The following is a 25,207-nucleotide window of genomic DNA, read 5'->3' on the forward strand; positions in this document are numbered from 1 at the left end:
AATTAATATTAAATGAATTTTTCAATTAGTATTTTATTATAATTAAGTTTTATATTTATATAAAAGAGCAGATTAACTGCTCTTTATATATTTTTTTTATGTACAATATTATATGAATCTTTTTTATTCAGTTTATACTATGATATTATATTGATATTCTTACAATTACCTAGTTTTTATATACATTTTATTATAATTATATTTAAATATGTATTTGTTAAATAATAAACTATAAAAGTAGAATAAAAGAGTTTAAAAAATATCCTCATATATGTAGAAATTTGGTAAGCTAGTTAATACTAGGAATCTATTATTTCCTAAGTCTAACATGTTTTTCTTTCTTGATAGAAATTCTAATCTTTTTAATAAGAATTTTACACTAACTTGTAATTCCTCAGCTATTTCATAGACATTTGTGGCATATGAATTAATAACATGTATTATCTCTTCTTCTGCTAAAAGAAATTCACCTGCCCATCTTAGAGCTTTTTCTTCAGTTTTATCTATCAATATTTTATTTTTGTAGCTGTTTTCTGAAGATACATAATCTCCTACACTGGTAAAATGATGTCCTAATTCTTCTGCTAAAATTTCTATTAGTTTAGTCTTATTTTGTTTTAATGAATTAAGTAGTGATATAATTTTTAGCCCTTGTTTGTTTATATACAATCCTTTTATGTCATCTGTTATTTTGTCAGTGTAGTAAATTTCTATTTCTTCATTTTTTGCTAAATCTAAAAGTGCGTCTAGTTTATTCATGGAAATCCCCCTATAAAAAGAATGTATTTTTGAGTTTTGTTATATATAAAGAGCAGGTGTGAACTGCTCTAAATATTTATTTTTTATATTTGCTTATTAAAAATTCTATATAATCATTAAGTTGCTCTTGAGCTTCTTCTGGTAAAACTTTGTTAGGATTAGATTTATGCGTTGCTACAGTATCTATGTGATTTCTAACAAGAGTTCTCCCTAAAAGATAATCAATAGATACATTAAAAAAATCTGCCCAATTTTCTAAAACGTTTATTTCTGGTTTTCTTTTGTTATTTTCATACTGTGATATTGTTGATTTATTAAAACTCGTAAGATAAACTTTATTAAATTTTTCAACAAGTTCCTCTTGAGTTAGATTCATTTCTGTTCTTAAAAGTTTAAACCTCTCACCAAAAGTTGACATAAATAAAACCCCCTTTATAAAAAGTATAGCATAAGTTTATGACAATGTTAACTTATTTCGGAAAAGTTAACAGAAAAGTGCATTTAAATATTGATAAGCTTTGTTTGTATTAAAACATAAACTATGTACTAAATTTATATAGTTATAAGTAACATAATAATAACTATTTATAACTTAATTTTGGAATCAAAAATAAATGGTGGCAAAACCTAACTTGCCATCATCTTGCCACTGAAAATAAAGAATAGAATAAATTTAAATTAAGCATAATAAAACATAAACAACAAAACTGACATTAATAAATTATTGAAATACCAACACTTGTTAAAAAATAACAACAATAAACAAATAAAATAGATAAATATATCCAATTAAGGTATAATTAAGTTTTATATGATATAGTTATATTTGATAATTTACAACAGTAAAACTTGGAGGGAAAAAATGGATGAAAAAAAAATAAATAATATGAATTATTCACATAATAACTATTCCAAAACAACAGGCGAACTAACTAGAAAAATAAAAAATAACAACTTCACACTTAAAAAGAAAGAAGAAAAAATTTGTCCTAGTTGTAGCAAAGAAAATAATTCTAAAGATAATTACTGTAAATTTTGTGGAAATGAGCTTTATGAAGTAGCATCTTTAAAACCATTTGAAACAAAATTAGACTTAAAATCTAAAATAAAAGAGCTTTCACATCATGCAAATACAAGAGGAATATTTTTAACAACCTTTACAAATGTATTTATATTATTTATTATTGCATTGATATTTAAAGCTGTAATAACTATTCAATTTAATGATATTAGTTATTTAATAAATCCAGCACATATAATTCTAGCTCTTAACTTGGGTCAGATTAGTGTATCTATGTCTACTATGATGGGTTCTGGATTTATAAATGCTAATATAGGATTGTTAATATTACTTATAATCCCTATTCTAGGATTAATAATATCAAATTTAATTTTTATGAGAAAAAGATGTAAAGACTCAAAAACTACATTAGCAAATTCATTAGGAGTTGGGATTCTTTATGGATTAATTTTAGCTGTTCTATCTGTTTTTACTAATGTAAAGACTGGTTCACATAGTATGTTAGAGTATGGCTATGCACTAGAATATAGTTATCAGTTTTTTAGTGTTCTTTTAAATGGATTTGTATTAGGATTTATATGTACATATATAACTAATTACAAAAAGAGTTATGAAAAAGAAAATATGTATATGTCTCTTTTTTCAAATTCTATAAAGATATTTATATTAGGATATGTTTTAGTATTGGCAATCCTATTTGTACTAACTGTATCTGATAGTAGCTACTTAAACGAATTAGATATGAGTAGTTACTCAAATGGAGCAAACTTATTTGCTATACTGCCACAAATAGCTAGTTATATGTGGGCTTTTGCAAATGGAATTTCAGTTACTATAATAAATTCAACAGTATCAATATTTAGTTTGGGCTCATCATCTCTATTTGGAGATACTAAATTAATGTTTTATGCAATGGGAGCTTTATCTGCATTAATACTATTGTTAAATGGATATAAATTGAGATTTAAGTATAACACAGATAATATCAAGCCTGTAATAGTGTTTAGTGTGTATTATGCATTTTTAATGGGTATGCTGGCTTTATTTAGCACATTTATACTTGATAGTAATATTAATTTCTTTAATACAACTAGTTATGGTGCAACTTTAATAATGCAATTTAAAGTATTCCAAACTATTATAATTTCATTTATATATAGTTTTGTGATATCTTTAATAGGGTATAAGCTAAACTCAGCTGATTAAATATGATTGGAGGAAATTTCTATGGAAGAAAATACTAAGAATACAGTAGACGATAAGTTTTCTAAAGTTAAGAAAAAATTTGGTAACGGAAAATTTAAAGTTGAATTATATAAAGAGAAATCAAAGATAAATAGAGAGATTGAGGATATTCAAGAAAAGAAAGCAAAGATATTCTTAGAAATGGGAATACTAACATATCAAAAAATTAGAGAAGATTCTCTTGATGATGAAAGTTTTGATAAGTTTTGTGATGAATTACTAGAACTCGATAAGATAATCTATGAAAAAAATATAGAAATTAATGAAATGGAAATCGCAGAAAGTAATGTAACTTGTGAGTGTGGTTATGTTGGAAGTGTAAATGATAAATATTGTGCGGAATGTGGTAAAAAATTTGAGTTAGAAAATGAATCTGGTGATTTTATAGTTTGTGGTTACTGTGAAAGTGAAATAGATTCAGAGTCTGAATTTTGTCCATGCTGTGGTAGAAAAATTATAATGGATTTAGAGTAATATTGGGAAACCTATGTATAGTGTACATGGGTTTTTTTATTGAAATAATTTAAAAGGAGTATTTATAAGAATACTTATATAAAATGAAAATAAACACCAAAAAAATGAAATAAAATTTCTTTTAAATATGAAAAACAAGCTAATACATGGAATAAACTGGTAAAAATATAGAAACAAGAAAAAAATATGAAAAAATATTGCAAAGAAAAAGTTTTCATGTTATTATTAATACATAAATCAAGAAAATAAATTTCAGAAATGAGGTAATTGAAAAAATGCTAGATAAGGTAAAGGGTAAATTAATAGTATCATGCCAAGCTTTAGAAAATGAACCTCTTCATAGCCCTTTTATAATGGGTAGAATGGCTAAGGCTGCTATGGAAGGTGGAGCTGTTGGAATTAGGGCTCAAGGGGTTGATGATATTATTGAAATAAAAAAAGTTACTGGACTTCCTGTTATAGGTATTATAAAGAGAAATTATGAAGATTCAGATATATATATAACACCAACTAAAAAGGAGGTTGATGAGCTTCTGACAACAGGGTGTGAGATGATAGCTTTAGATGCCACTAATAGAGTTAGACCAAATAATGAAGATTTAAAGGAAATTATAAAGTATATAAAAGAAAATGGGGTTTTAGTAATGGCAGATGTTTCAAACTATGATGAGGCTGTTAAAGCTCAAGAGTATGGTGTGGACTGTGTTTCAACTACACTATCTGGGTATACTCCATATACAGAAGTTTTAGAAGGTCCAGACTTTGCACTAATGGAAAGATTAGTTAAAGATTTAGAAATACCTGTAATAGCTGAAGGAAAGGTAAATACTCCTCAAGATTTAAAAAAGGTATTTGAGTTAGGTGTTCATTCATCAGTAGTAGGCTCAGCAATAACAAGACCACAACTAATAACAGAAAAGTTTGTTAAAGCAATTGAAATTAATTAAAAATTAATTTATAAATTAAAAAATTATTATATTTAACTATATTTAAAAACTAAAATTGGAGGTAAGGATATGAGAACAACAGATATGAAGGGAATTTATTCAGCATTATTAGTTTCATTTGATAAGGAAGGAAATATAAATGAAAAAGGGTTAAGACAAATAATTAGACATAACATAGATGTTTGTAAAATAGATGGTCTTTATGTAGGGGGAAGTACAGGAGAAAATTTCATGCTTTCAACTGATGAGAAGAAAAGAATATTTGAAATAGCTAAAGATGAAGTAAAAGAAGAAATAAAATTAATAGCTCAGGTTGGTTCAGTTAATTTAAAAGAAGCTGTGGAACTTGCTAAATTTACAACTGATTTAGGATATGATGCTATAAGTGCTGTTACACCTTTTTATTATAAATTTGATTTTGAAGAAATAAAACACTATTACAATACAATAATAAATTCTGTAGATAATAGATTAATAATATATTCTATACCATTTTTAACTGGTGTTGATATGAGTTTAGAGCAATTTGGAGAATTATTTGAAAATGAAAAAATAATAGGTGTTAAATTTACAGCAGCAGATTTCTATTTATTAGAAAGAATGAGAAAAACTTTCCCAAATAAATTAATATTTGCAGGATTTGATGAAATGATGTTGCCAGCTACAGTTTTAGGAGTAGATGGAGCAATTGGTTCTACATTTAATGTAAACGGTATCAGAGCCAGACAAATATTTGAATTAACTAAAAATGAAAAAATATCAGAAGCACTTGAAGTACAACATGTGACTAATGATTTAATAACAGATATATTAGGAAATGGTCTATATCAAACAATTAAATTACTACTTGAAGAGCAAGGTGTTGAAGCTGGATATTGTAGACAACCTATGAAAGAAGCAACTGATGAAATGAAATCAATAGCAAAAGAAATATACAGAAAGTATTTTTAATAAAATACTTTTAGTATGGGAGGATTAGTAAAATGGTAGGATTTACTTGGATAGATTTTGCAATACTGGTAGTTTACTTATTGGCAGTTTTATTTGCAGGGTTGTTATTTTCAAAAAAGGAAATGAAAGGAAAAGAGTTCTTCAAAGGTGATGGGACTATTCCTTGGTGGGTTACATCAGTATCAATATTTGCCACATTATTAAGTCCAATATCGTTTTTATCATTAGCAGGAAATTCTTATGGTGGAACTTGGATTTTATGGTTTGCACAATTAGGTATGTTTATAGCAATACCTTTGACAATAAAATTTTTCTTGCCTTTGTACAGTAGGCTAGAAATAGATACAGCATATGAATACTTAGAAATGAGATACGAAAGTAAAGGTCTTAGAGTAATTGGAGCTTTAATGTTTATAATATATCAAATAGGACGTATGTCTATCATAATGTATCTTCCATCAGTGGTTCTAGCTGGTCTTACAGGAATACCTGTAAATGTATTGATAGTAGTTATGGGCGTAATAGCAATAATTTATTCATATACAGGTGGATTAAAGGCTGTTTTATGGACCGATTTTATACAAGGGATGGTACTAATAGTAGGTGTTACAGGGACATTGTTCTATTTAATAGCAAGTATAAATGGTGGTTTTGGAACAGTGATGGATACACTTACAAGTGGACATAAATTCTTAGCAACTAATGAAGTTATGTTTGATAAAAATATACTATCTACAAGTGCATTTATAATATTTGTTGGAGCTGGTCTTAATACTTTTTCATCATATGTATCAAGTCAAGATATAGTTCAAAGATTTACTACAACAACTGATATAAAGCAACTTAACAAAATGACATATGGAAATGGTGTTTTATCAATGGGACTTGCAACTGTGTTTTATCTAATTGGAACTTGTTTATTTATATACTATACTCAAAATCCAGATTTAGCTCAAACAGTTCAGCAAGACCAAGTATTTGCATCGTATATAGCTTATGAATTACCAGTAGGTATAACAGGAATACTACTTGCAGCAATATATGCAGCATCTCAATCAACTTTATCAACAGGACTTAACTCAGTTGCTACAAGTTGGACTTTAGATATACAAACTATAATAACAAAAGATATAAGTATGGAAAGACAAACTAAGATAGCACAATATATATCATTAGGTGTAGGTATACTTTCTATAGTCGTTGCAATAATCTTAGCAAATGGAGAAATAAAGTCAGCATATGAATGGTTCAATAGTTTCATGGGACTAGTTTTAGGAGTTCTGGCAGGAGTATTTGTGCTTGGAGCATTTTGTAAAAAGGCAACTAAAATGGGAGCTTATGTTGGATTTATAATATCAGCAATTTTGGTTGTTTATCTAAAATATCGTATGCCAGAAGTAACTTCTTGGGCATATTCTTTAATAACAATAACTACTTCTGTTGTAGTAGGTACAATAGTTAGTGCAATAGAAGCTAAGGTTAAAGCAAAAGTATCTTTACCAAGAGCTGAAACGACTGTTTATTATGAAAAATAATATGATGTTTAAATGATAAATTGTCTTATAGAGTGATTAGATAAATAATTTAGTTACTCTATAGGACTGTAGAATACAATTTATATGTAAAAGTATAAAAAAATGTATTTAAAATTATATAGGGAGACAATGCTTATGATATTTGGAAATATAAATCATAGTAAGACATATTCAACATTACATGAAGATTTACTTAGATGTTTCGAATATGCTAAAGAGAATTCATTAATAGATTATGAAAAAGGTACTTATACAATAGATGGTGATGATATTTTTGTGAATATTGTAGAGTATAAAACTTGCGAAAAAGAAGAAAGATTCTGGGAAGCTCATAAGAAGTATATAGATGTACACTTAATGCTTGATGGATGTGAAAGAATAGACTTAAATTTTATAGAAAATTTAGAGCAAAAACCATATGAAGAAGAGGGAGATTTTTTACCCCTTGATGGTAAAAATAATGGATATGTAGAACTTAGAAAAAATGATTTCTTAGTGTGTTATCCAGAAGATGCTCATATGACAGCAATAAAAGTTTTAGAAAAAGAAAATATCAAAAAAGCTATTTTTAAGGTTTTGGTTAGATAATGAGGATTTATACAACCACTAAGGCTGAAAATAGTGATTTAACTTTCAGCGATTAGTGATATTTCGTAAATTTTAGTTAGATTACTATTTTCAGCCTTAGTTTTTTATAATGAAAATTGGATGTAATCAAAAAGTTAAAATTTTATAGAGGAGTTAAATCATGGAAAATATAGATGTATTTTTATTAATAGGACAAAGTAATGCCAGAGGATTAGGAAATCAAAAAGAGAGTGTTATTCCTAATGAAAATTGTTTTGAATATTTGAGTACTGATGAAATTATAAATATGAGGTGTGAGCTAGAGACTTCAGAAGGTGATGGTACTATAGCACCTGCATTTTCAAATGAATGGAATAAGTTCACTGGAAATAAAGTTTGTTTTATTCATAATGCAAAAGATGGGTCAAGAATAAAAAATTGGAATCATGATAATAACTGGTTTCTAAATGATACTATAGAAAAATTTAATGCAGGATGTAGTACTTTAAGTAAACATTATAATATACAAAGTAAGTATGTTATTTGGATTCAAGGTGAAAGTGATGCAAAATATGGTAGCGATGCCTTATACTATAAAGAAAGCTTAAAAAAGATTGCGTATAGACTTAAAAAAGAATGTATGATTGATAAAATGTTTGTAAGCTTAACTGGTTATTGGCTTGGAGAAGATGAATATTTTATTAGAACTAGACGAATTGCAGCAGCTCAAGAATCTGCTTGTAATGAATGTGATATACTGTGTGTGGGAAGTAAAATTGCTATGCAATTTCATGATAAAGGCTTAACTATTGACGATGTTCATTATAATCAAGAAGGTCTTAATATGCTAGGAGAGGACTTATGTAAAAATATTTATAAGTATCATATAACTAAGGAAAAAAGTGTATTAAGTGATACAATAGATTTATCAGAAGCAAGGAAATATATTTGTGAATTGGAAAAGATAAGTAAAAAATTTGTGTAATATAAGATTTTAAATAGAGTTGTTAATTTATAAAAATAATTTGTATGGAGATATGCTATGAAAAATTACGTTTGTATAGATATTGGAGGTACTTCAATAAAATATGGATTTATTAGGGAAGATGGATTTATAATTGATAAATCAAGTATGGATACTGAAGCAAAGGAAAAAGGTGGAGAAGGAATATTATCTAAAATAAAACAGATAGTGAAAAAATATATAGAAGAAAATGACATAAGTGGTATATGTATATCTACTGCAGGTATGGTTGACCCAATTGAGGGGAAGATATTATTTGCATTAGAAGAGCTAATTCCAAACTATAAAGGTATGGAATTAAAAAAAGAGATAGAAAAAGAATTTAATGTAAAATGTGAAGTTGAAAATGATGTTAATTGTGCTGGACTTGGTGAGATGTGGATTGGAGCAGGAAAGGGTGCAACATCTTCTGTATGCCTGACAATAGGTACTGGAATTGGTGGTTGTGTTATAATAAACAATAAACTAATAAATGGATTTAGTAATAGTGCTGGTGAAGTAGGATATATGAATATAAATGGAAGTTCTTTTCAAGAGTTAGCATCTACTAGTAGTCTAGTTAAAAAAGTAGCAAAAATAAAGAGTTTAAATGAAAATGACTTAAATGGAAAAATAATTTTTGATTTAGCAAAGAATAATGACGAAGATTGTTTAAAAGAGCTCAATAATATGATAAAATCATTAGCAGTTGGAATCGCAAATATATGTTATGTAATAAATCCAGAAGTAGTAATTTTAGGTGGTGGAATTATGGCACAGGAGGAATTTCTAAAACCTAAAATAGACAAAGCATTAAAGGAGGTTCTTATAGATAGAGTTTACAAAAATACTAATGTAGAATTTGCAAATAGACAAAATGATGCAGGAATGCTTGGGGCATTATATAATTTTTTAAATAAAATATAAAGAATAGAAGGGTTTTTAATGAGTATTTTAGAACAATTGGAATCACCAACGTTTAAAGTCACAAAGTCAGATAAATTATTGATAACTTATATAAAAGAGAATATAGAGGATGTATTTTATAAGCCAATATCACAAATAGCGAAAGAAAGTAACATTGGTGAAGCAACTATAACTAGATTTGTAAAAAAGATGAACTTTAGTGGGTTACAAGATTTCAAGGTAACTTTAGCACAAGAGATATCAACCATGAACAAAAAAAATATTATAAATAAAAATATACAAAATGATGAACCAGCTTTGGATACAGCAAAGAAACTTTTAAATTCAAATGTAACTACTTTAGAGAATACTGTAGAGATAATTAATAGTACTGATGTTCACAATTGTGCAAGACTTATAATAAATGCAAAGAAAATTTATTTTATAGGTATTGGATATTCTGGTATAATAGCACAGGATTCAAACTATAAATTTATGAGAATAGGACTTAATTGTGTGAGCTTTGATAGTAGCCATACAATGATAATGATGTCTTCCATAATGGAAGAAGGCGATTTAATTGTAGCGATTTCACATTCTGGTGAAACTGAGGAAATCATAAAAACTGTAAAACTTGCAAGAGATAATAATGCTAAAATTATATCAATTACTGAAAATAAAAACTCTGAATTAAAGGATATTTCAGATGTACACTTATCTTATGTATCAGGAGAAACTGTATTGGAAACTGGTTCAATATCTTCCAAATTAGCACAATTTTTCATTATTGATTTAGTATATACACAGGTAGTAAAAGAACTTTCTAATGAAGCTATTGAAAGAAAAATTAAAACAACAAATGCTATAAAATTGTTTAAAGAATGAATAAAATAAGAAATTTGTAATGTTTTATAGAGCTTTCTTATAAATTTAGGAATGGAGAGATATTACATGTCTAAATTAAAAGATTATAATATTGATAAAGTAATGATTTTTAATAATTTATGTGATAAAACAAAGAATCAACTTAAGGAAAAAGCTAAACTAAAAAGATTACAAAAAAAAGAAATTCTATTTTATGAAAAAGATAGCTTAGACAGTGTTTATGTACTTTTAGATGGAAAAATGTCTATTTTTAAGATAAGTGAAAATGGTGAGAGAAAAGTAATTTTCATATTAAATAGTGGTGAAATTATAAATGATATTACCTTTGATTCTAGTAAAAATTCTACTGTAGGATGTGAGGCATTTGAAAACTCAATTGTAGCTTATTACAGTATAGAAGAATTTTTAGAAATTATGCAAAATGATTTTCAACTTACAAAAGATATTATCTCTTATATGGAAAGAAGAATAAGACGTCTATACAGACAGTTAAAAAATTCTATATCTATAAAAGTAGATAAAAAGCTTGCAGCAAAACTATATAGATTAAGTAAAGAATTTGGAATTTGTTGTGGTGAATGGACTTTACTAAATGTAAACATTACAGTTACATATTTAGCTGACATGCTTGGATGTAAAAGAGAAACTGTTTCTAGAATGGTAAAAGTATTGCAAAAGGAAGAACTTATAAAGATTGATAGTAAAGGCTTTTATGTTAAAGAAATTGAACTATCAAAATACTTTAAAAGCAATTAATTGTAACTAAATAAAGACATTATTAAGAGAATCTATTTATAGATTCTTTTTTATTGTGTAATTCGCCAATATTTGTATTAAGTTTGTTGAAACAGCTGAACTCTGATAGTATAATTAGTTTAACAATAAAAAGTGGATATACATATGTTAACACAGCTTCTAAGAAAAGGATGTATTAAAATGAAAAATAAAAAGTTCATAGGCTATGCTCTAGGTTTTATTTTTATATGTATGTTTGTGATGATTTCGCTTTGGGATTTTACTTGTAATGTTAATTCATTAGTAGAAAAAAATAAAAAAATGCATTTAGAAGAACTAGCATTACAAAGTTCAAACGCTATAAATATCAAACTTAATTCGTTAATCCGATTTATAAATAGTATTTCTAAAACTATTTCAGATTCAGATAGCATGAGGAGAGAAGAATTAATAAAAATATTAAATGATGTATCAAAAGAATCTAATTTTGAAAAAATTTATATTGCATATCCAGATGGTACTGTTTATAAAGATAATAAAAAAGTAGATAATATATCACAACAGAGTTATTTTAAGAAAGCAATGAAAGGTGAGAGTAATATTTCTGAAATTATAAGTTCACCTGCAAGTAATGAAAGTAGTTTTATGGTAGCATCTCCAATATATAAAAATGATGAAGTAATAGGGGTATTGTATGGGTCTTATTATACAAGCAGATTAAGTGAATTTATAGATGGAAATAGTTTTAATGGAGAAGGACATACTTATGTTTTTGAAAAGTCAGGAAAACTTATCTTAAAGTCTACTCAAAGAAAAACTAATGATGACATAGATAATATTAGTGATTTTTTCAATTCAATTTCTTTTGGAGAAGATTATAATTATAAGAAATTTAGCAGAGATATATCAAACAAGAAAAGTGGATTCATAGAATATAAGTTTAATGGAAAAGATAGATATGCTATATATGCTCAAGTTGGCATAAATGATTGGTATACTTTATCTTTTATTCCAAAATCTTTAGTACTGAAAGATATTTCAGAAATAAACAAACTTGCAATTATATTAACACTTAAAAATTTCATATCACTTTTAGTTTTAATTTTAATTGTATTTTATAAGGAAAAAAAGTCAAAAGATAGAATTGTGAAGGCTAATTTAGAAATATCTTCACTTACTAATAATATACCTGGAGGAGTCTTTAAGTGTACAATAGGAGAAAAATATGAATTTGTATTTTTAAGTGATGGTTTTATAGACCTTTTTGAGTACACTAAAGAAGAGATAAAATCCATATTTGACAATAATTTTTATGATGTAATTTACAAAGGTGATATAGATAGAGTAAAGAAAGAGTTTGAATTTCAACTGTTGAAGTCAAAAGTAGTTGAAGTAGAATATAGGATGATTACTAAAAATGGAAATTTTGTATGGGTTGTAAATAAGTGTGAACTTATAAAAGATTCTGATGGAAAAGAGTATTTTTATTGTGTATTAGTTGATATAACAGATTTAAAAAGAACAGAAGAAGATTTGAAAATTAATGAAGAAAGGCTTAGGATTGCTTTATTTAAGACTTCTAATATAGTGTTCGACTATGATGTTAAAACGAAGTCTATACACAATTTTAGTGATGTTTCTTCAATATATGGATTAACGAAAAATGTCAAAAACTCAATAGAATATTTTGTTAATTCAAAAATAATACATAATGACTTTATTGATATTTTTGAGGAATCTTTTAATAAAATCGAAAAAGGTGAAGAAAGTGTAGTGTCTGTGATAAAAATAAAACAAGTTAGTGGCGAATACATATGGAATAGGATGACTTTAACTAATATATTTAGTGAAACAGATATGTCAATTAAAGCAATAGGATTGTTGGAAGATATAAATGAGCAGAAAAAAATTGAAATGCAATATAATCAAGAAGAACAGTATCGAAAAGCTATGTTATCTGAAGCAATTGCAATATATGAAGTTAATTTTTCTCAAGATAAACTTATATCAAATAATATAGATTCTAATAATAATTTAAATTTAAGGATTGATGGCAATTACTCTGATGTAATGAAGAATATTGCTGATGATATAATATTTATTTCAGATAAGGAAAATTTTAAAAATATGTTTCATCTTGAAAATGTTTTGAATTCATATAGCAGAGGAGTAAATGAGTTAAAACTGGAATATCGTAGATATGACAATAATGGAGAGCTTTTGTGGGAGCTATGCACAATGCATTTATTTAAAGAACTTCAATCTAATCAGATTAAAGGGTTTGCATATATTAAAGATATAGACAAGCAGAAAAAAGACGAGATGGAGCTTAAATTTAAAGCTGAACGTGACATCTTAACAGGAATTTATAATAAAGGAACAACAGAAATTTTAATAAAGAGATTTATTAGCTTAGAAAGTACAAAAGACAGTGTACATGCATTTTTTATTATTGATTTAGATGATTTTAAATCTATCAATGACAGTCTAGGTCATATTTTTGGTGATAAAGTTTTGGTTGAAGTTTCAACAAAATTAAATTCTATTTTTAGAGAAGATGATATAATTGGACGTATTGGTGGAGATGAGTTTGTAGTTTTTATGAAAAATATAAAAGATACAAAACACATTGAAAATAAAGCAATTGAGTTATGTAATGCATTTAGAAATTATTATACTGGAGAAAATAAGTCGTATAAAGTTTCTTGTAGTATAGGCATATCTGTTATGCCAAATCATGGAATAACCTTTATTGAGTTGTATAAAAAAGCAGATAAGGCACTTTATTATTCAAAACATCGAGGAAAGGACAGATTTATTATATTTAATGATTCTATTTAAGTTTTCAAATATAAACGATTGTTTATGCACTTTAATTAGATATTACATAAAATTAAATAAAAATAAATTAACTGTCTTCATATGATTTAGTCATAAAAGGAGTGGGACTATGAAGAAAAAATATAGATTTATTATTACTTTGGTTGTTTTTTTACTTTTGTTAAATCCATGCTTGATTTTAGCAGATTCTAATAAAGAAAAAGTGAGAGTGGGATATTGGCCTAGTTATGGAATCTCTGTTACAAAGGATGGTAATTTGTATGGATATACCTATGATTATCTTAATGCAATAGCTAAGATAAATAACTGGGAATTAGAATATATATCTTGTGGATGGAGACAAGGATTAGAAATGCTCAGAGAAGGAAAAATTGATATATTTGGAGCATTGCAAAAGAGTGAAGAGCGTGAAAAATATTATGATTATACAGATTTAAACTTTGGATATGAATATGGAGCATTATATGTAAATGAGAGGAACAATAGCATATCATATAATAATCTAAAAGAAATTGATGGAAAAGTGGTAGGGACTGTATCAGATAATCATTTTAAGAGTGTATTTGATGAATACTGTAAAAAAAATAAAATATCTGTAAAATATAAATATATTGAAAGTTCAAAAGAACTTCAAAAAGAACTTGAAAAAGGAACTATTGATATGTTACTTACAGGTAGTATTAGAGATATGCCAAATACAAAGGTAGCTCTACGCTTTTCATCAGAACCTATATATTATGCAACGACTAAAGGTAATAAGAAGATACTAGATGGTTTAAATTATGCATTAAAAGAGATAAAGCGAGAAGATATATATTATGATGGTAATTTGTTTAATAAACATTATAAAGATACTTCAATAGCTTCAGAAGGATTTTCTTTAGAAGAGAAAGAGTATATAAAGAAACATCCTACAGTAAAAGTTGTATCTGGTACAGATACATCACCATTATCTTTTTATGATAAAAATACAAATTCTTATAAAGGAATATCAATAGATATATTAAAATCAATTTCTAAAAACTCAGGTTTAAAATTTGAATATATAAAAGTAGAAAACTTTTCAGAAGGTTTAAAAATGGTTGAAAATGGTGAGGCAGACATATGTGCAAACATGTTTATGTCGCGGAGCACTGAGTTAGAACACAATATTATGTTTACTGATGGATATCTTGAAACTACTATGTTAGGCATAGCAAAAAGAACTATTAGAATGGATGAAAAAACTAAGGTTGCAATGATAAAATGGACAGGAATAGAGTCATTCGTAAAAGAATATTATCCGAACCAAAATGTTATTTTTTATCCAAATGCTAACAAATGTATAGAAGCCATAAAAAAAGGGGAATGTGATATATTTATTGGAAGTAATTATATATTAAATAATATAATTAATACTGACGAATTTGATGGTCTTATGTTTATGCCCATTGAAAATCAAGTTGTAGATATTGGTATAGGTGTTTCTGGAAAAACAAATTCAACATTATTGTCAATACTTAATAAATCTATTAGTAGAGTTACAGAAGAAGAAGTGGCAATTGCAGTTACAGGAAGTACAAAATATTTAGAACATGAAGTTACAATGTTAGATTTTATACAACATAATATGGTGGTATTTATTTTAATGGTAGCATTTATTGTATTCATAATTTCTGCAATATTTATTTTTAATTATAAAAGACAGGTAGAAAAATTAGAAAATGTAGCTTATGTCGACGAAGTAACAGGCATAAGAAGTTTATTGAAGTTTAAAATCGATGCTAATAAGCTTTTTGAGAAATATGGAGTAGATAAATTTGTTATATATTATATTAATATAGATAAGTTTAAGTATATAAATGATATGTTTGGTTTTGAGTTTGGGGATAATATTCTAAAGTACATAGCAAAGCAAATAGGAAAGAGCCTTTTTAAGGACGAGATATATGCAAGACTATCAGATGATAGATTTATTGTAATGACAAAGAAAAATACCATAGAAAATTTAAGAAAAAGAGCAATAGATTTTTTTGAAACAGTTAGTAAAAATAAAGAAAGAACATTCAAAATAGATATAATACTTAAATGTGGTGTATACTTAATTGATAAAGATGATGTCAATATTGATGTAATGATTGACAGGGCTAAGATAGCCTGCCAAACAATAGAAACTAATTATAAAAGTAAGGTAGCTTTTTATGATGATAAAATAAGGCTTTCTATATTGCGTGAGAAAGAGATTGAAAATAATATGGACAATGCACTCTTGAATGAAGAATTTGTAATTTACTTACAACCTAAATTTAATCTAAAAACAGGTGAAATTATAGGCTCAGAAGCTCTTGTTCGTTGGATGCATCCAACTAAAGGGATTATTCCTCCTAGTGATTTTATTCCTTTATTTGAAAAAAATGGTTTTATAGAAAAACTTGACCTATATGTTTGGGATAAGGTATTTAATGTAATGGCAAGATGGTTAGAAAATGGATTAGAAGTGTTACCAATTTCTATGAACGTTTCAAGAATCCATCTAAGTAATAGAAATATAGTAGCCAGTCTGACGTCTTTAATAAAAAAGTATAATGTACCTACATATCTCATTGAACTTGAGTTGACTGAAAGCTTATTTTTATCTAATATAAGTGTTCTCTTAGATATATTAAATGATTTACATGATATTGGATTTATTGTATCTATGGATGATTTTGGAAGTGGATATTCTTCTCTTAGTCTTTTAAAAAAATTATCAATAGATGTATTGAAGATTGATAGAGAATTTTTAAATGAGACGATTACATCTATACGTGGAGAAAAAATTATAAAGAATACAATTAAATTAGGTAAGGATTTAGATATGATAATTGTCGCTGAAGGAATAGAAACTGAAAGTCAACTGAATTTATTAAAAAATGCAGGTTGTGATATTGGACAAGGATATTACTTTGCAAAACCCATGGATATAGAATCTTTTGAAAAACTTGTATTTAAATGATTAGATTTTTAATTAAAGAATATAAATAATATTAATAGAGTTTACTAAACTCTATTAATATTTTTTTTTATTTTTGAAACTGTGACAATTATCACAGAAGTATAGAAAATAAAGTGTTAAGATTTAAACAAGATAACAAGTAAGTAAAATTAAAATATAAGAAAGGTGATAAAAATGAAATTAAAATTAGATTCATCTAAATTCAATGAAGGTCTGAAGCATCTAAAAAAAGACTACAAAATATTTGCACCAGTTTTAATACCATTTAAAGGTACTTTTTCAGATACTGACATAATAAGATACCAAGAGGTAAACGATTTCGAAGAAATGGAGTTTGCTCAAAAGGCAAATTTCTCACCAAAAGAAGTGATACTCCCTATAAATCAAGTCTTATTTTATTTTACTGAAAAAGAGTTTAAGGAAAGCGATTTAGACGATAAGAAAATTTTGATTTTCTTAAGAGCATGTGACATAAATGGAATAAAGAGACTTGATGAAATATATCTAAATAATGGAGAAGAAAAAGACTATTTTTATAAAAACATTAGGGATAAAGTAAAGTTTGTACTTGTAGGATGCAAAGAAAGCTTTAGAAATTGTTTTTGTGTAAGTATGGATTCTAATAAAACTGATAATTATTCAATTGGACTAAATATAGAAGGAAATACTCTATATTTAGATATAAAAGATAGTGAATTTGAAGTATTTAATGGAGAACCAGCTGAATTTAATGTTAATTATGTAACTGAGAATCTAATTTCTGTAGATGTACCAGAGAATATTGATTCAAATGAAATGATAGGAAATTCAATATGGGATGAGTATGATACAAGATGTATTGGATGTGGTAGATGTAATTTTGTATGCCCAACATGTTCATGCTTTACAATGCAGGATATTTTTTATAAGGAAAATGAAAACGTAGGTGAAAGAAGAAGAGTTTGGGCTTCATGCCAAGTAGATGGATATACAGATATAGCAGGTGGAAATTCTTTTAGAAAAAAACAAGGTGAAAGAATGAGATTTAAAGCTATGCATAAAATAAATGATTTCAAAAAAAGATTTGGATATCATATGTGTGTTGGATGTGGAAGATGTGATGATGCCTGTCCACAATACATATCATTTTCAAAATGTATAGAAAAAATAAATGATTTAGTAACTAGTAAGGAGGAAATATAAATGAATTCATATATACCAGTAAGTGCAAAAATAATAGATATAACTAAACACACTGATAAAGAATGGACTTTTAGAGTAAATTGCGATACAAAAGGTGTATTGCCTGGAAAATTCTATGAGATATCTATACCTAAATATGGTGAAAGTCCAATATCAGTATCAGGGTATGGAGAAGACTATATTGACTTTACAATAAGAAATGTAGGGAAAGTTACTAGTGAGTTGTTTAATTATAAAGAAGGCGATTCTTTTTTTATAAGAGGACCTTATGGAAATGGATTTGATGTATCTCTTTATGAAGGAAGAGAAATTGTAGTAGTGGCAGGAGGAAGTGCTTTAGCTCCTGTAAGAGGAATAGTTGAACATTTTTATAACAATAAAGAAAAATGTGAAAAATTTAAACTAATAGTAGGATTTAAATCACCAAAAGATGTTTTATTTGCAGAAGATTTAAAAAGATGGAGTGAAAAACTTGATATCTTAGTTACTGTAGATGGAGCGGATGAAGGATATAATGGAAACGTAGGATTAGTAACAAAATACATACCAGAATTGGATATAAAAGATATAAATAATACTTCTGCAATTGTAGTTGGACCTCCAATGATGATGAAATTTACAGTAGGAGAATTTTTAAAAAGAGATTTAGATGAAAAGAATATTTGGGTTTCTTATGAAAGAAAAATGTGTTGTGGAATAGGTAAATGTGGACACTGTAAGATGGATGATACTTATATATGTTTAGATGGACCAGTATTTGATTATTCATATGCTAAAAATCTTATTGATTAGGGGGCGGAATTTGTGATAAGAGATTTAAATACTAAAAAAGTAATGAAAAATGCTTATAGAATTACAAAAACAAAATATAAAACTTCTTTAAGAGTTAGAGTACCAGGTGGTCTTATTGACCCTGAAAGTTTAACTATAGTTTCTAAAATTGCAAGTGAATATGGTAATGGTCAGATACACATAACTACAAGACAGGGCTTTGAAATATTAGGGATAGATATGGAAGATATGGAAGAAATAAATAAAATTATACAGCCTGTCATTGAAAAAATGAATATAAATCAAAATGAGAAAAATGCAGGGTATCCAGCAGCAGGAACAAGAAATATAGCCGCATGTATAGGAAACAAGGTCTGTCCAAAAGCGCAATATAATACAACTGAATTTGCTAAAAGAATAGAAAAAGCAATATTCCCAAATGATTTACATTTTAAAGTGGCTTTAACTGGATGTCCAAATGATTGTATAAAAGCTAGAATGAATGACTTTGGAATTATTGGTATGGCTTTACCAGTATATGAAAAAGATAGATGCGTAAATTGTGGAGCATGTGTAAAAAAATGTTCTAAAATATCTGTTGGAGCATTAAAAACAGAAAATAATAAGGTCGTAAGAGATGGAGATAAGTGTATAGGATGTGGAGAATGTGTGCTTAATTGTCCAACAAATGCATGGACTAGAGATGAGAAAAAATACTATAGGTTAGCCATAATGGGCAGAACAGGAAAGAAAAATCCTAGGTTAGCAGAAGATTTTCTTTTATGGGCAGATGAGGATAGCATAATAAAGATAATACTTAATACTTATAAATATGTAGAAAAGTATATAGATAAAGATGCTCCAGGAGGAAAAGAGCATATAGGATATATAATTGATAGAACAGGATTTATGGAGTTTAAAAAGTGGGCACTTGAAGGAGTTCAACTTCCAGAAGTAACTAAGATGCATGAAAATATATACTGGAGTGGTGTTAAATATTAATAAATTAATTAAAATACATGTTTGAGTAAATTAAAAATTAAATAGAAGGAAGAGGGAATTATGCATAAAGAAACTTTGGATAAATTAACTAACGCAGCTATAAATAAAGTAAATTTATTAAATATGAGTAAAGTAAAATATTTAGTATCTTCTGCATTTGCGGGCCTTTATGTAGGAATAGGTATACTTTTAATATTTACTATTGGAGGACTTTTAACTGATGCAGGCTCACCTATGACTAAGATAGTAATGGGATTATCATTTGCAATAGCACTTAGTTTGGTTGTAATGACAGGGACTGAACTATTTACTGGTAATAATATGGTTATGTCTGCTGGTATGTTAAATAAAGGTGTAAGTATAAAAGATACTTCAAAGATATGGATATATAGTTGGGTAGGAAATTTAATTGGAGCTTTGATTTTAGGTCTTATATTTGTAGGAACTGGTCTAGTAGACAAAGGACCTGTAGCTGAATTTTTTGCGAATACGGCAGCAAGTAAAGCTTCCATGCCGTTTATGGCTCTTTTCTTTAGAGGAATTTTATGTAATATTCTAGTATGTGTATCAGTATTATGTTCATTTAGAACTAATAGTGATAGTGCAAAAATAATTATGATATTCTTATGTTTATTTGCTTTTATAACATCAGGTTTTGAACACAGTGTAGCAAATATGACAGTTTATAGTGTTTCATTATTTTCATCAGCAATAAAAACAGTTAGTATTGGAGGAGCTATTTATAATTTAGTAGCTGTTACACTTGGAAATATTGTTGGAGGAGCTTTATTTATGGGGTTGGGTACTTATATATTAGGTAAAGAAAAACTCAAATAAATTTATTGTATAAACAAAATAACTCTTTTAATAGATATAACTTCAGTATTATTAAGAGAGTTATTTTTATTTTTTGAAAAAATATTTGAAAGAGAAATCATATGGGAGCATATGAATTTATATGTATATATACATAATAAAGTGTGTGATGTTATGAATTATATATATATTATGAATTATAAAAGTTAGAATCCTTCCGTAAAAAAGACAATTTTGAATAAGGCAACAAATGTGATAAAATAGGTCTTGTTGAAATTTTTAGGGGGGATATGATGACAAAAAAACTGGTAATATCAAAAACAAAAATGTTTATTTTTATAATAGCATTTATTTCTGTATTTATATATTTATTTGGAAGTAAGAATACACTAATAGGCGTAGGTATAGTAACGGCTATGTTGACACTATTAGAAAGAGATTTAACCATTTCTCCAATTAAAAATTTACTAAAATATTTAGCAATAAATATAATTTTAGGAGTATTATCATTTTTTGCGGTACAAAATATGTATTTAGGAATTTTATTAAATTTTATAGCATTATTTATAATAGGATATGTGTTTAGTTATGACCTAAAAAGAGCAGTATATGTACCTTTTGGTCTAATGTATATATTTATGGTAAGTATACCTGTAGGAATAAGTGAACTTCCTATGAGATTGTCAGCTTTAGCTATTGGCGCAGTTACAATAATGATTGCCCAGTTTGTTATGAACAGAAATAGAATGAAAAACGTTGGTGATAAGGAACTAATATCTATATGTGATGAACTGTTAGAAAAAATTAGTCTTTTAAAAAATATTATTAATGATGATAATTCTATAAATAAATCTCATATTAGAAAAATGGATAGTTGTAATTATAGAATAAACTCTATATCCAAAAGTCTTAAAATGGTTATTTTTGATAACAGAAAAGATGACTTTTATATAAGTATTAAAGGAATAGACATAATAAATATTTTATTTTCATTAGAAAGAATAAATTTAATACTGGACAGATATAAGACAGATAGTAAAGAATTTGAGGATGAAGATATAAAAAATATTATAGAAGAAAGTAACACCAATAGTAAAGCAGACGTATTAACTGTAGGGTTTAAAGAAGTAAACTATATTAAAATGTGCTTAGAAAATAAAGATACAATAAGTGATAAAGAAATATTAGGATTTAGAGATTATGTTATTGCTCAAGATACTAAAAATATAAATTTAAAAGAAATTTATAATGTGTTAGAAAATTTATATGAATTTTTATTAGATTATAAAAAAGTAAAAACAAGAGATGAAAAAAAGGCTGAAAGAAAATCAAAGATACCAAAGGAATTTAAAAGACTATCAATATACAAGAAAAACTTCAATTTAAACTCTATAAGATTTTCTTATGCAGTAAAGATTGCTTTAGCTACATCTATAGCTGGATTTATTATGGACTATTTCCATTTAAGAGATGGGAGATGGATAATGTTAACTGTGTTCTCATTAACACAACCTTATGCAGAAAATTGCATTCAAAGGTCCAGAAAAAGAATAGAAGGTACACTTGTGGGAGCTATAATATTTATTGTTTCATTTTCAATAATAAAAGATAGTACATTAAGGTCATTAATAGTTCTCTTAGCAGGATATATAAACTCTTATGTAGTTGATTACAGGAAATTAATGATGTGTGTAACTGTTTCAGCTCTTGGCTCAGCAGTAGTTATGGGAGACCCTAATGTTTTAACCATAAGTAGGATTTCATATGTGGCATTAGGAGCCATTATTGCATTAATAGTAAATAAGTTTATATTACCATATGATGCTAAAACTGGTTATCAACATGTCATAGACATGTATAAAGGAATAGTTAAAAATATAATTGATGAAGTCAATAATTCTATAGAAAATGTGACTAATACTTATTACATAAAGAATTTATTATTGGTACCATCACTTATTGAAGATAGAATTATGTTGATAAATGCTATATATAAAGATAAATATCAAGAAGATTTTTTAGAAAATCAGAGATTACTAATAAGTAATATGTATAATCTATATATAAATATTAATAAGAATAAAATTAAAGATGAAGATATAGAAAAAATATTGAGAGATACTAATTATATTTCAAATTACAGTGTAGATAAGTATGATGAAGGAAGAATGATAATTTTAGAAAGTATTAAAAATTCTAAGAATATAGGTGACAAAATAATTTGTCTAAATTTGCTACAGACTTTAAATGGTGTCAACGAAATGTATAGAATAAGTGATATCACTAGAGTTTCAATAGAAGAAATAGCATAGATATTGATTTAATTAAACCATGAAATAGTCATATATTTAGAATAAAGTATATGACTATTTATTTTATATAAGATTAAAAAAATAGTATATAAAAAGCAAAAAACATATATTTATGAATTTTGTATGAAAATAGTTAAAATATTGATTTTTTTCATTGGTTGAAAAAACAATTTACTTAGGATAAACTATAATAGTATTCAAATATTATGGGGGTTAGATTTATGAGTAAAGATGTAAAGGTAAAGCGTAATAAGAAATATGATACATTTAGTATAACTATGGAACTTGAGAGACCTTTACTTTATGATGAGGTTGAAAACAAAGATGATAAAAATAATAATAATAAAAAACTTAATATAAAGAATAAAATATTCAAGGGAATAGGTATACTATTTGTATTGATTTTACTTGGTTTTTTCATATGGATAAATAAAACATATGAACCTCAAAAACTAGCAAAAGAAGCTTTGGTTAGTAATAGTAAAGTAGAGGTAACTGTAAATGGAAATATTTCATTTACACCAAAAGGAAGAAAAGTTTCAAAAGGTTTAATTTTCTATCCAGGGGCTAAAGTAGAAATAGAATCTTATGCACCACTTGCTAGAAAAATAGCAGAAAGTGGATATGAGGTAGTAATTGTAAAGATGCCACTTAATATAGCCTTACTTGGAACCAACAAAGCTCAGAAAGTTATGGATTCTTACAACAATATAGAGCATTGGGTAATAGGAGGCCATTCGTTAGGAGGAGTTGCAGCAGCAAATTTTGCACGTGATAATAAATTAATCGATGGAGTTGTATTTTTATCTTCTTATCCAATGGGTGATGAGTTGAAACAGCTAGGCAAAAAAGTTATATCTATATGGGGAAGTAAAGATGGTGTAGTCAATTTTAAAAGTCTTGTAGAATCAAAACAAAAACTTCCTGATGATACAACTTATGTTGAAATTGAAGGTGGAAATCATGCACAATTTGGAGATTATGGAAAACAAAAAGGAGATAACGATGCTATTATAAGTCAAGAAAAGCAACTTAATATTACTGCTAATAGTATTATTAAATTTTTAAAGAATATATCTTAAATTAAAATTTAAAGTCTATAATTATATAAAGTATTATTTTAATTAAATATTAATAATATAATAGAATGAAGATTCGATTACAAGGGGGATTTTAATATGGAATATGATATGCCACTGTATAGACCACCAAGTGAGGCTTATAGTCTTATAATACAAGTCACACTAGGATGTTCTCACAACAAATGTACATTTTGTAGCATGTACAAGTCAAAAAAATTTAAAATAAAGCCATTAGAAGTAATAAAAAATGAAATTGATATATTTAGAAGACATTATAGACATGTAGAAAGAATATTTTTAGCAGATGGAGATGCATTGATAATACCAATGGAGAAATTGAGAGATATAATCTTATATGTAAAAGAAGTTTTTCCAGAATGTGAAAGAATTACTTTATATGGCTCACCTAAATCTATAGAGAAAAAATCTGATGCTGAACTTAAAGAGTTAAGAGAACTTGGTGTTAAGATGATTTATTTAGGACTTGAAAGTGGAAATGATGATGTATTAGAAGATATTAAAAAAGGATTTAATAGTGAACAATTAATAAAAGTTGGTAAAAAAGTTAAAAAAAGTGGTATCAAATTATCATCTACAGTAATAGCAGGTATTGGAGGAACTAAAAAAACACATCAGCATGCAGTTGACACTGGAAAAATGTTAGGAGCAATTTCTCCAGACTATGTTGGTGTACTTAGTTTAATGGTAGAACCTAATACTGAACTTTATGATTTACTTCAGGCAGGAGAATTTACAATATTGGAAGATAAAGCTGTATTACAAGAAATTAAAGAGATGATAAAAAATATAGATGCCAGTGAAAAAATTGTATTTAGAAGTAATCATGCATCTAACTATGTTAACTTAAAAGGTATATTACCTGATGATAAGCAGCGTTTAATTGATGAGATTGATTACTATCTAAGTAATCAAAAATTAAAAAGAGAAGAATATAGAAGGTTGTAGCTTTTACCTATCAATACATATTGATTGATAAGTAAAATGCTAAAATTGTCTAGATTGAAAAAATCATGCTACATTAATAGCCATTTACTATTAATGTAGCATGATTTTTTTGTAAGAAGATATAAGGATGATTCATAGAAAATATCTATTAATAATGATTAAAACATGCACTGGTTTAATATATTTCTTAGCATTATAATAAATACATAAATTTAATTTATAAAAATTACAAA

21 protein-coding genes are annotated in these 25,207 nt (G+C 26.7%); 19 read left to right on the forward strand and 2 right to left on the reverse strand.

Annotation, left to right across the window (positions count from 1 at the left end; all coding sequences use genetic code 11):
- Positions 1–252: 252 nt before the first annotated feature.
- Together KGF38_RS02315 and KGF38_RS02320 are read right to left on the reverse strand one after the other, a co-directional pair.
- A complete protein-coding gene (locus KGF38_RS02315; protein WP_074179692.1) occupies positions 253–759 on the reverse strand; it encodes an ImmA/IrrE family metallo-endopeptidase in 507 nt (168 codons plus the stop codon).
- 76 nt (positions 760–835) lie between these two features.
- Positions 836–1,177: a helix-turn-helix domain-containing protein gene (locus KGF38_RS02320; RefSeq protein WP_054270708.1), complete on the reverse strand. Its 342-nt coding sequence runs from the start codon at positions 1,175–1,177 to the stop codon at positions 836–838.
- A 444-nt stretch (positions 1,178–1,621) separates the two neighbouring features.
- Here KGF38_RS02320 and KGF38_RS02325 point away from each other — a divergent pair, with 444 nt between their 5' ends.
- From KGF38_RS02325 to KGF38_RS02415, 19 genes are all read left to right on the forward strand, one after another.
- On the forward strand, positions 1,622–2,986 hold the full coding sequence (locus KGF38_RS02325) for a zinc ribbon domain-containing protein (protein ID WP_074179735.1): 1,365 nt from the start codon (positions 1,622–1,624) through the stop codon (positions 2,984–2,986).
- Between the two features lie 21 nt (positions 2,987–3,007).
- The gene (locus tag KGF38_RS02330; protein WP_074179736.1) at positions 3,008–3,499 is read left to right on the forward strand and encodes a zinc ribbon domain-containing protein; all 492 of its coding nucleotides are present in this window, start codon (positions 3,008–3,010) and stop codon (positions 3,497–3,499) included.
- 275 nt (positions 3,500–3,774) lie between these two features.
- On the forward strand, positions 3,775–4,446 hold the full coding sequence (locus KGF38_RS02335; protein ID WP_054270705.1) for an N-acetylmannosamine-6-phosphate 2-epimerase: 672 nt from the start codon (positions 3,775–3,777) through the stop codon (positions 4,444–4,446).
- Positions 4,447–4,515: 69 nt separating this feature from the next.
- Positions 4,516–5,397 carry an N-acetylneuraminate lyase gene (locus KGF38_RS02340; RefSeq protein ID WP_074179737.1) on the forward strand — a complete coding sequence of 294 codons (882 nt, stop codon included), beginning with the start codon at positions 4,516–4,518 and terminating at the stop codon, positions 5,395–5,397.
- Positions 5,398–5,429: 32 nt separating this feature from the next.
- Positions 5,430–6,932 (forward strand): sodium:solute symporter, encoded by a 1,503-nt coding sequence (locus KGF38_RS02345; protein WP_054270703.1) that lies wholly within the window; start codon positions 5,430–5,432, stop codon positions 6,930–6,932.
- Between the two features lie 135 nt (positions 6,933–7,067).
- Positions 7,068–7,520, forward strand: coding sequence for a YhcH/YjgK/YiaL family protein (locus KGF38_RS02350; protein ID WP_054270702.1), 453 nt, complete (start codon positions 7,068–7,070; stop codon positions 7,518–7,520).
- 160 nt (positions 7,521–7,680) lie between these two features.
- A complete protein-coding gene (locus tag KGF38_RS02355; protein ID WP_074179738.1) occupies positions 7,681–8,484 on the forward strand; it encodes a sialate O-acetylesterase in 804 nt (267 codons plus the stop codon).
- 57 nt (positions 8,485–8,541) lie between these two features.
- On the forward strand, positions 8,542–9,429 hold the full coding sequence (locus KGF38_RS02360) for an ROK family protein (protein WP_074179739.1): 888 nt from the start codon (positions 8,542–8,544) through the stop codon (positions 9,427–9,429).
- 18 nt (positions 9,430–9,447) lie between these two features.
- Positions 9,448–10,293, forward strand: a complete 846-nt coding sequence (locus KGF38_RS02365) for a MurR/RpiR family transcriptional regulator (protein ID WP_054270699.1) — start codon at positions 9,448–9,450, stop codon at positions 10,291–10,293.
- A gap of 66 nt (positions 10,294–10,359) precedes the next feature.
- Positions 10,360–11,049 (forward strand): Crp/Fnr family transcriptional regulator, encoded by a 690-nt coding sequence (locus tag KGF38_RS02370; protein WP_054270698.1) that lies wholly within the window; start codon positions 10,360–10,362, stop codon positions 11,047–11,049.
- A gap of 180 nt (positions 11,050–11,229) precedes the next feature.
- The gene (locus tag KGF38_RS02375; protein WP_074179740.1) at positions 11,230–13,869 is read left to right on the forward strand and encodes a diguanylate cyclase domain-containing protein; all 2,640 of its coding nucleotides are present in this window, start codon (positions 11,230–11,232) and stop codon (positions 13,867–13,869) included.
- A gap of 109 nt (positions 13,870–13,978) precedes the next feature.
- Entirely contained in the window at positions 13,979–16,843 is a 2,865-nt protein-coding gene (locus KGF38_RS02380) for an EAL domain-containing protein (protein WP_054270696.1), read from the forward strand.
- Between the two features lie 174 nt (positions 16,844–17,017).
- Positions 17,018–18,025, forward strand: a complete 1,008-nt coding sequence (gene asrA, locus KGF38_RS02385; RefSeq protein ID WP_054270695.1) for an anaerobic sulfite reductase subunit AsrA — start codon at positions 17,018–17,020, stop codon at positions 18,023–18,025.
- Positions 18,026–18,817 carry an anaerobic sulfite reductase subunit AsrB gene (asrB, locus tag KGF38_RS02390; RefSeq protein ID WP_054270694.1) on the forward strand — a complete coding sequence of 264 codons (792 nt, stop codon included), beginning with the start codon at positions 18,026–18,028 and terminating at the stop codon, positions 18,815–18,817. It abuts the gene before it with no gap.
- 12 nt (positions 18,818–18,829) lie between these two features.
- The gene (gene asrC, locus KGF38_RS02395; protein ID WP_054270693.1) at positions 18,830–19,798 is read left to right on the forward strand and encodes a sulfite reductase subunit C; all 969 of its coding nucleotides are present in this window, start codon (positions 18,830–18,832) and stop codon (positions 19,796–19,798) included.
- A 60-nt stretch (positions 19,799–19,858) separates the two neighbouring features.
- Entirely contained in the window at positions 19,859–20,635 is a 777-nt protein-coding gene (locus tag KGF38_RS02400) for a formate/nitrite transporter family protein (RefSeq protein ID WP_054270692.1), read from the forward strand.
- 272 nt (positions 20,636–20,907) lie between these two features.
- Positions 20,908–22,926 carry an FUSC family protein gene (locus tag KGF38_RS02405; protein WP_054270691.1) on the forward strand — a complete coding sequence of 673 codons (2,019 nt, stop codon included), beginning with the start codon at positions 20,908–20,910 and terminating at the stop codon, positions 22,924–22,926.
- Positions 22,927–23,147: 221 nt separating this feature from the next.
- Positions 23,148–24,008 carry an alpha/beta hydrolase gene (locus KGF38_RS02410; RefSeq protein WP_054270690.1) on the forward strand — a complete coding sequence of 287 codons (861 nt, stop codon included), beginning with the start codon at positions 23,148–23,150 and terminating at the stop codon, positions 24,006–24,008.
- A 96-nt stretch (positions 24,009–24,104) separates the two neighbouring features.
- Positions 24,105–24,974, forward strand: a complete 870-nt coding sequence (locus KGF38_RS02415) for a radical SAM protein (RefSeq protein WP_054270689.1) — start codon at positions 24,105–24,107, stop codon at positions 24,972–24,974.
- Positions 24,975–25,207: the final 233 nt, after the last annotated feature.

Origin of the sequence: Clostridioides sp. ZZV14-6387 (assembly GCF_020657835.1) — a bacterium.
GTDB classification, from domain to species: Bacteria; Bacillota; Clostridia; order Peptostreptococcales; family Peptostreptococcaceae; genus Clostridioides; species Clostridioides difficile_A.

Bases quoted from the DNA above. Each gene is read 5' to 3' on its own strand.
- KGF38_RS02345 (WP_054270703.1), top strand. From the start codon at position 5,430: ATGGTAGGATTTACTTGGATAGATTTTGCAATACTGGTAGTTTACTTA.
- KGF38_RS02375 (WP_074179740.1), top strand. From the start codon at position 11,230: ATGAAAAATAAAAAGTTCATAGGCTATGCTCTAGGTTTTATTTTTATA.
- KGF38_RS02360 (WP_074179739.1), top strand. From the start codon at position 8,542: ATGAAAAATTACGTTTGTATAGATATTGGAGGTACTTCAATAAAATAT.
- KGF38_RS02350 (WP_054270702.1), top strand. From the start codon at position 7,068: ATGATATTTGGAAATATAAATCATAGTAAGACATATTCAACATTACAT.
- asrB (WP_054270694.1), top strand. From the start codon at position 18,026: ATGAATTCATATATACCAGTAAGTGCAAAAATAATAGATATAACTAAA.
- KGF38_RS02335 (WP_054270705.1), top strand. From the start codon at position 3,775: ATGCTAGATAAGGTAAAGGGTAAATTAATAGTATCATGCCAAGCTTTA.
- KGF38_RS02365 (WP_054270699.1), top strand. From the start codon at position 9,448: ATGAGTATTTTAGAACAATTGGAATCACCAACGTTTAAAGTCACAAAG.
- KGF38_RS02415 (WP_054270689.1), top strand. From the start codon at position 24,105: ATGGAATATGATATGCCACTGTATAGACCACCAAGTGAGGCTTATAGT.
- asrA (WP_054270695.1), top strand. From the start codon at position 17,018: ATGAAATTAAAATTAGATTCATCTAAATTCAATGAAGGTCTGAAGCAT.
- KGF38_RS02330 (WP_074179736.1), top strand. From the start codon at position 3,008: ATGGAAGAAAATACTAAGAATACAGTAGACGATAAGTTTTCTAAAGTT.
- KGF38_RS02370 (WP_054270698.1), top strand. From the start codon at position 10,360: ATGTCTAAATTAAAAGATTATAATATTGATAAAGTAATGATTTTTAAT.
- KGF38_RS02340 (WP_074179737.1), top strand. From the start codon at position 4,516: ATGAGAACAACAGATATGAAGGGAATTTATTCAGCATTATTAGTTTCA.
- KGF38_RS02355 (WP_074179738.1), top strand. From the start codon at position 7,681: ATGGAAAATATAGATGTATTTTTATTAATAGGACAAAGTAATGCCAGA.
- KGF38_RS02380 (WP_054270696.1), top strand. From the start codon at position 13,979: ATGAAGAAAAAATATAGATTTATTATTACTTTGGTTGTTTTTTTACTT.
- KGF38_RS02410 (WP_054270690.1), top strand. From the start codon at position 23,148: ATGAGTAAAGATGTAAAGGTAAAGCGTAATAAGAAATATGATACATTT.
- KGF38_RS02325 (WP_074179735.1), top strand. From the start codon at position 1,622: ATGGATGAAAAAAAAATAAATAATATGAATTATTCACATAATAACTAT.
- KGF38_RS02400 (WP_054270692.1), top strand. From the start codon at position 19,859: ATGCATAAAGAAACTTTGGATAAATTAACTAACGCAGCTATAAATAAA.
- KGF38_RS02320 (WP_054270708.1), bottom strand. From the start codon at position 1,177: ATGTCAACTTTTGGTGAGAGGTTTAAACTTTTAAGAACAGAAATGAAT.
- KGF38_RS02315 (WP_074179692.1), bottom strand. From the start codon at position 759: ATGAATAAACTAGACGCACTTTTAGATTTAGCAAAAAATGAAGAAATA.
- KGF38_RS02405 (WP_054270691.1), top strand. From the start codon at position 20,908: ATGACAAAAAAACTGGTAATATCAAAAACAAAAATGTTTATTTTTATA.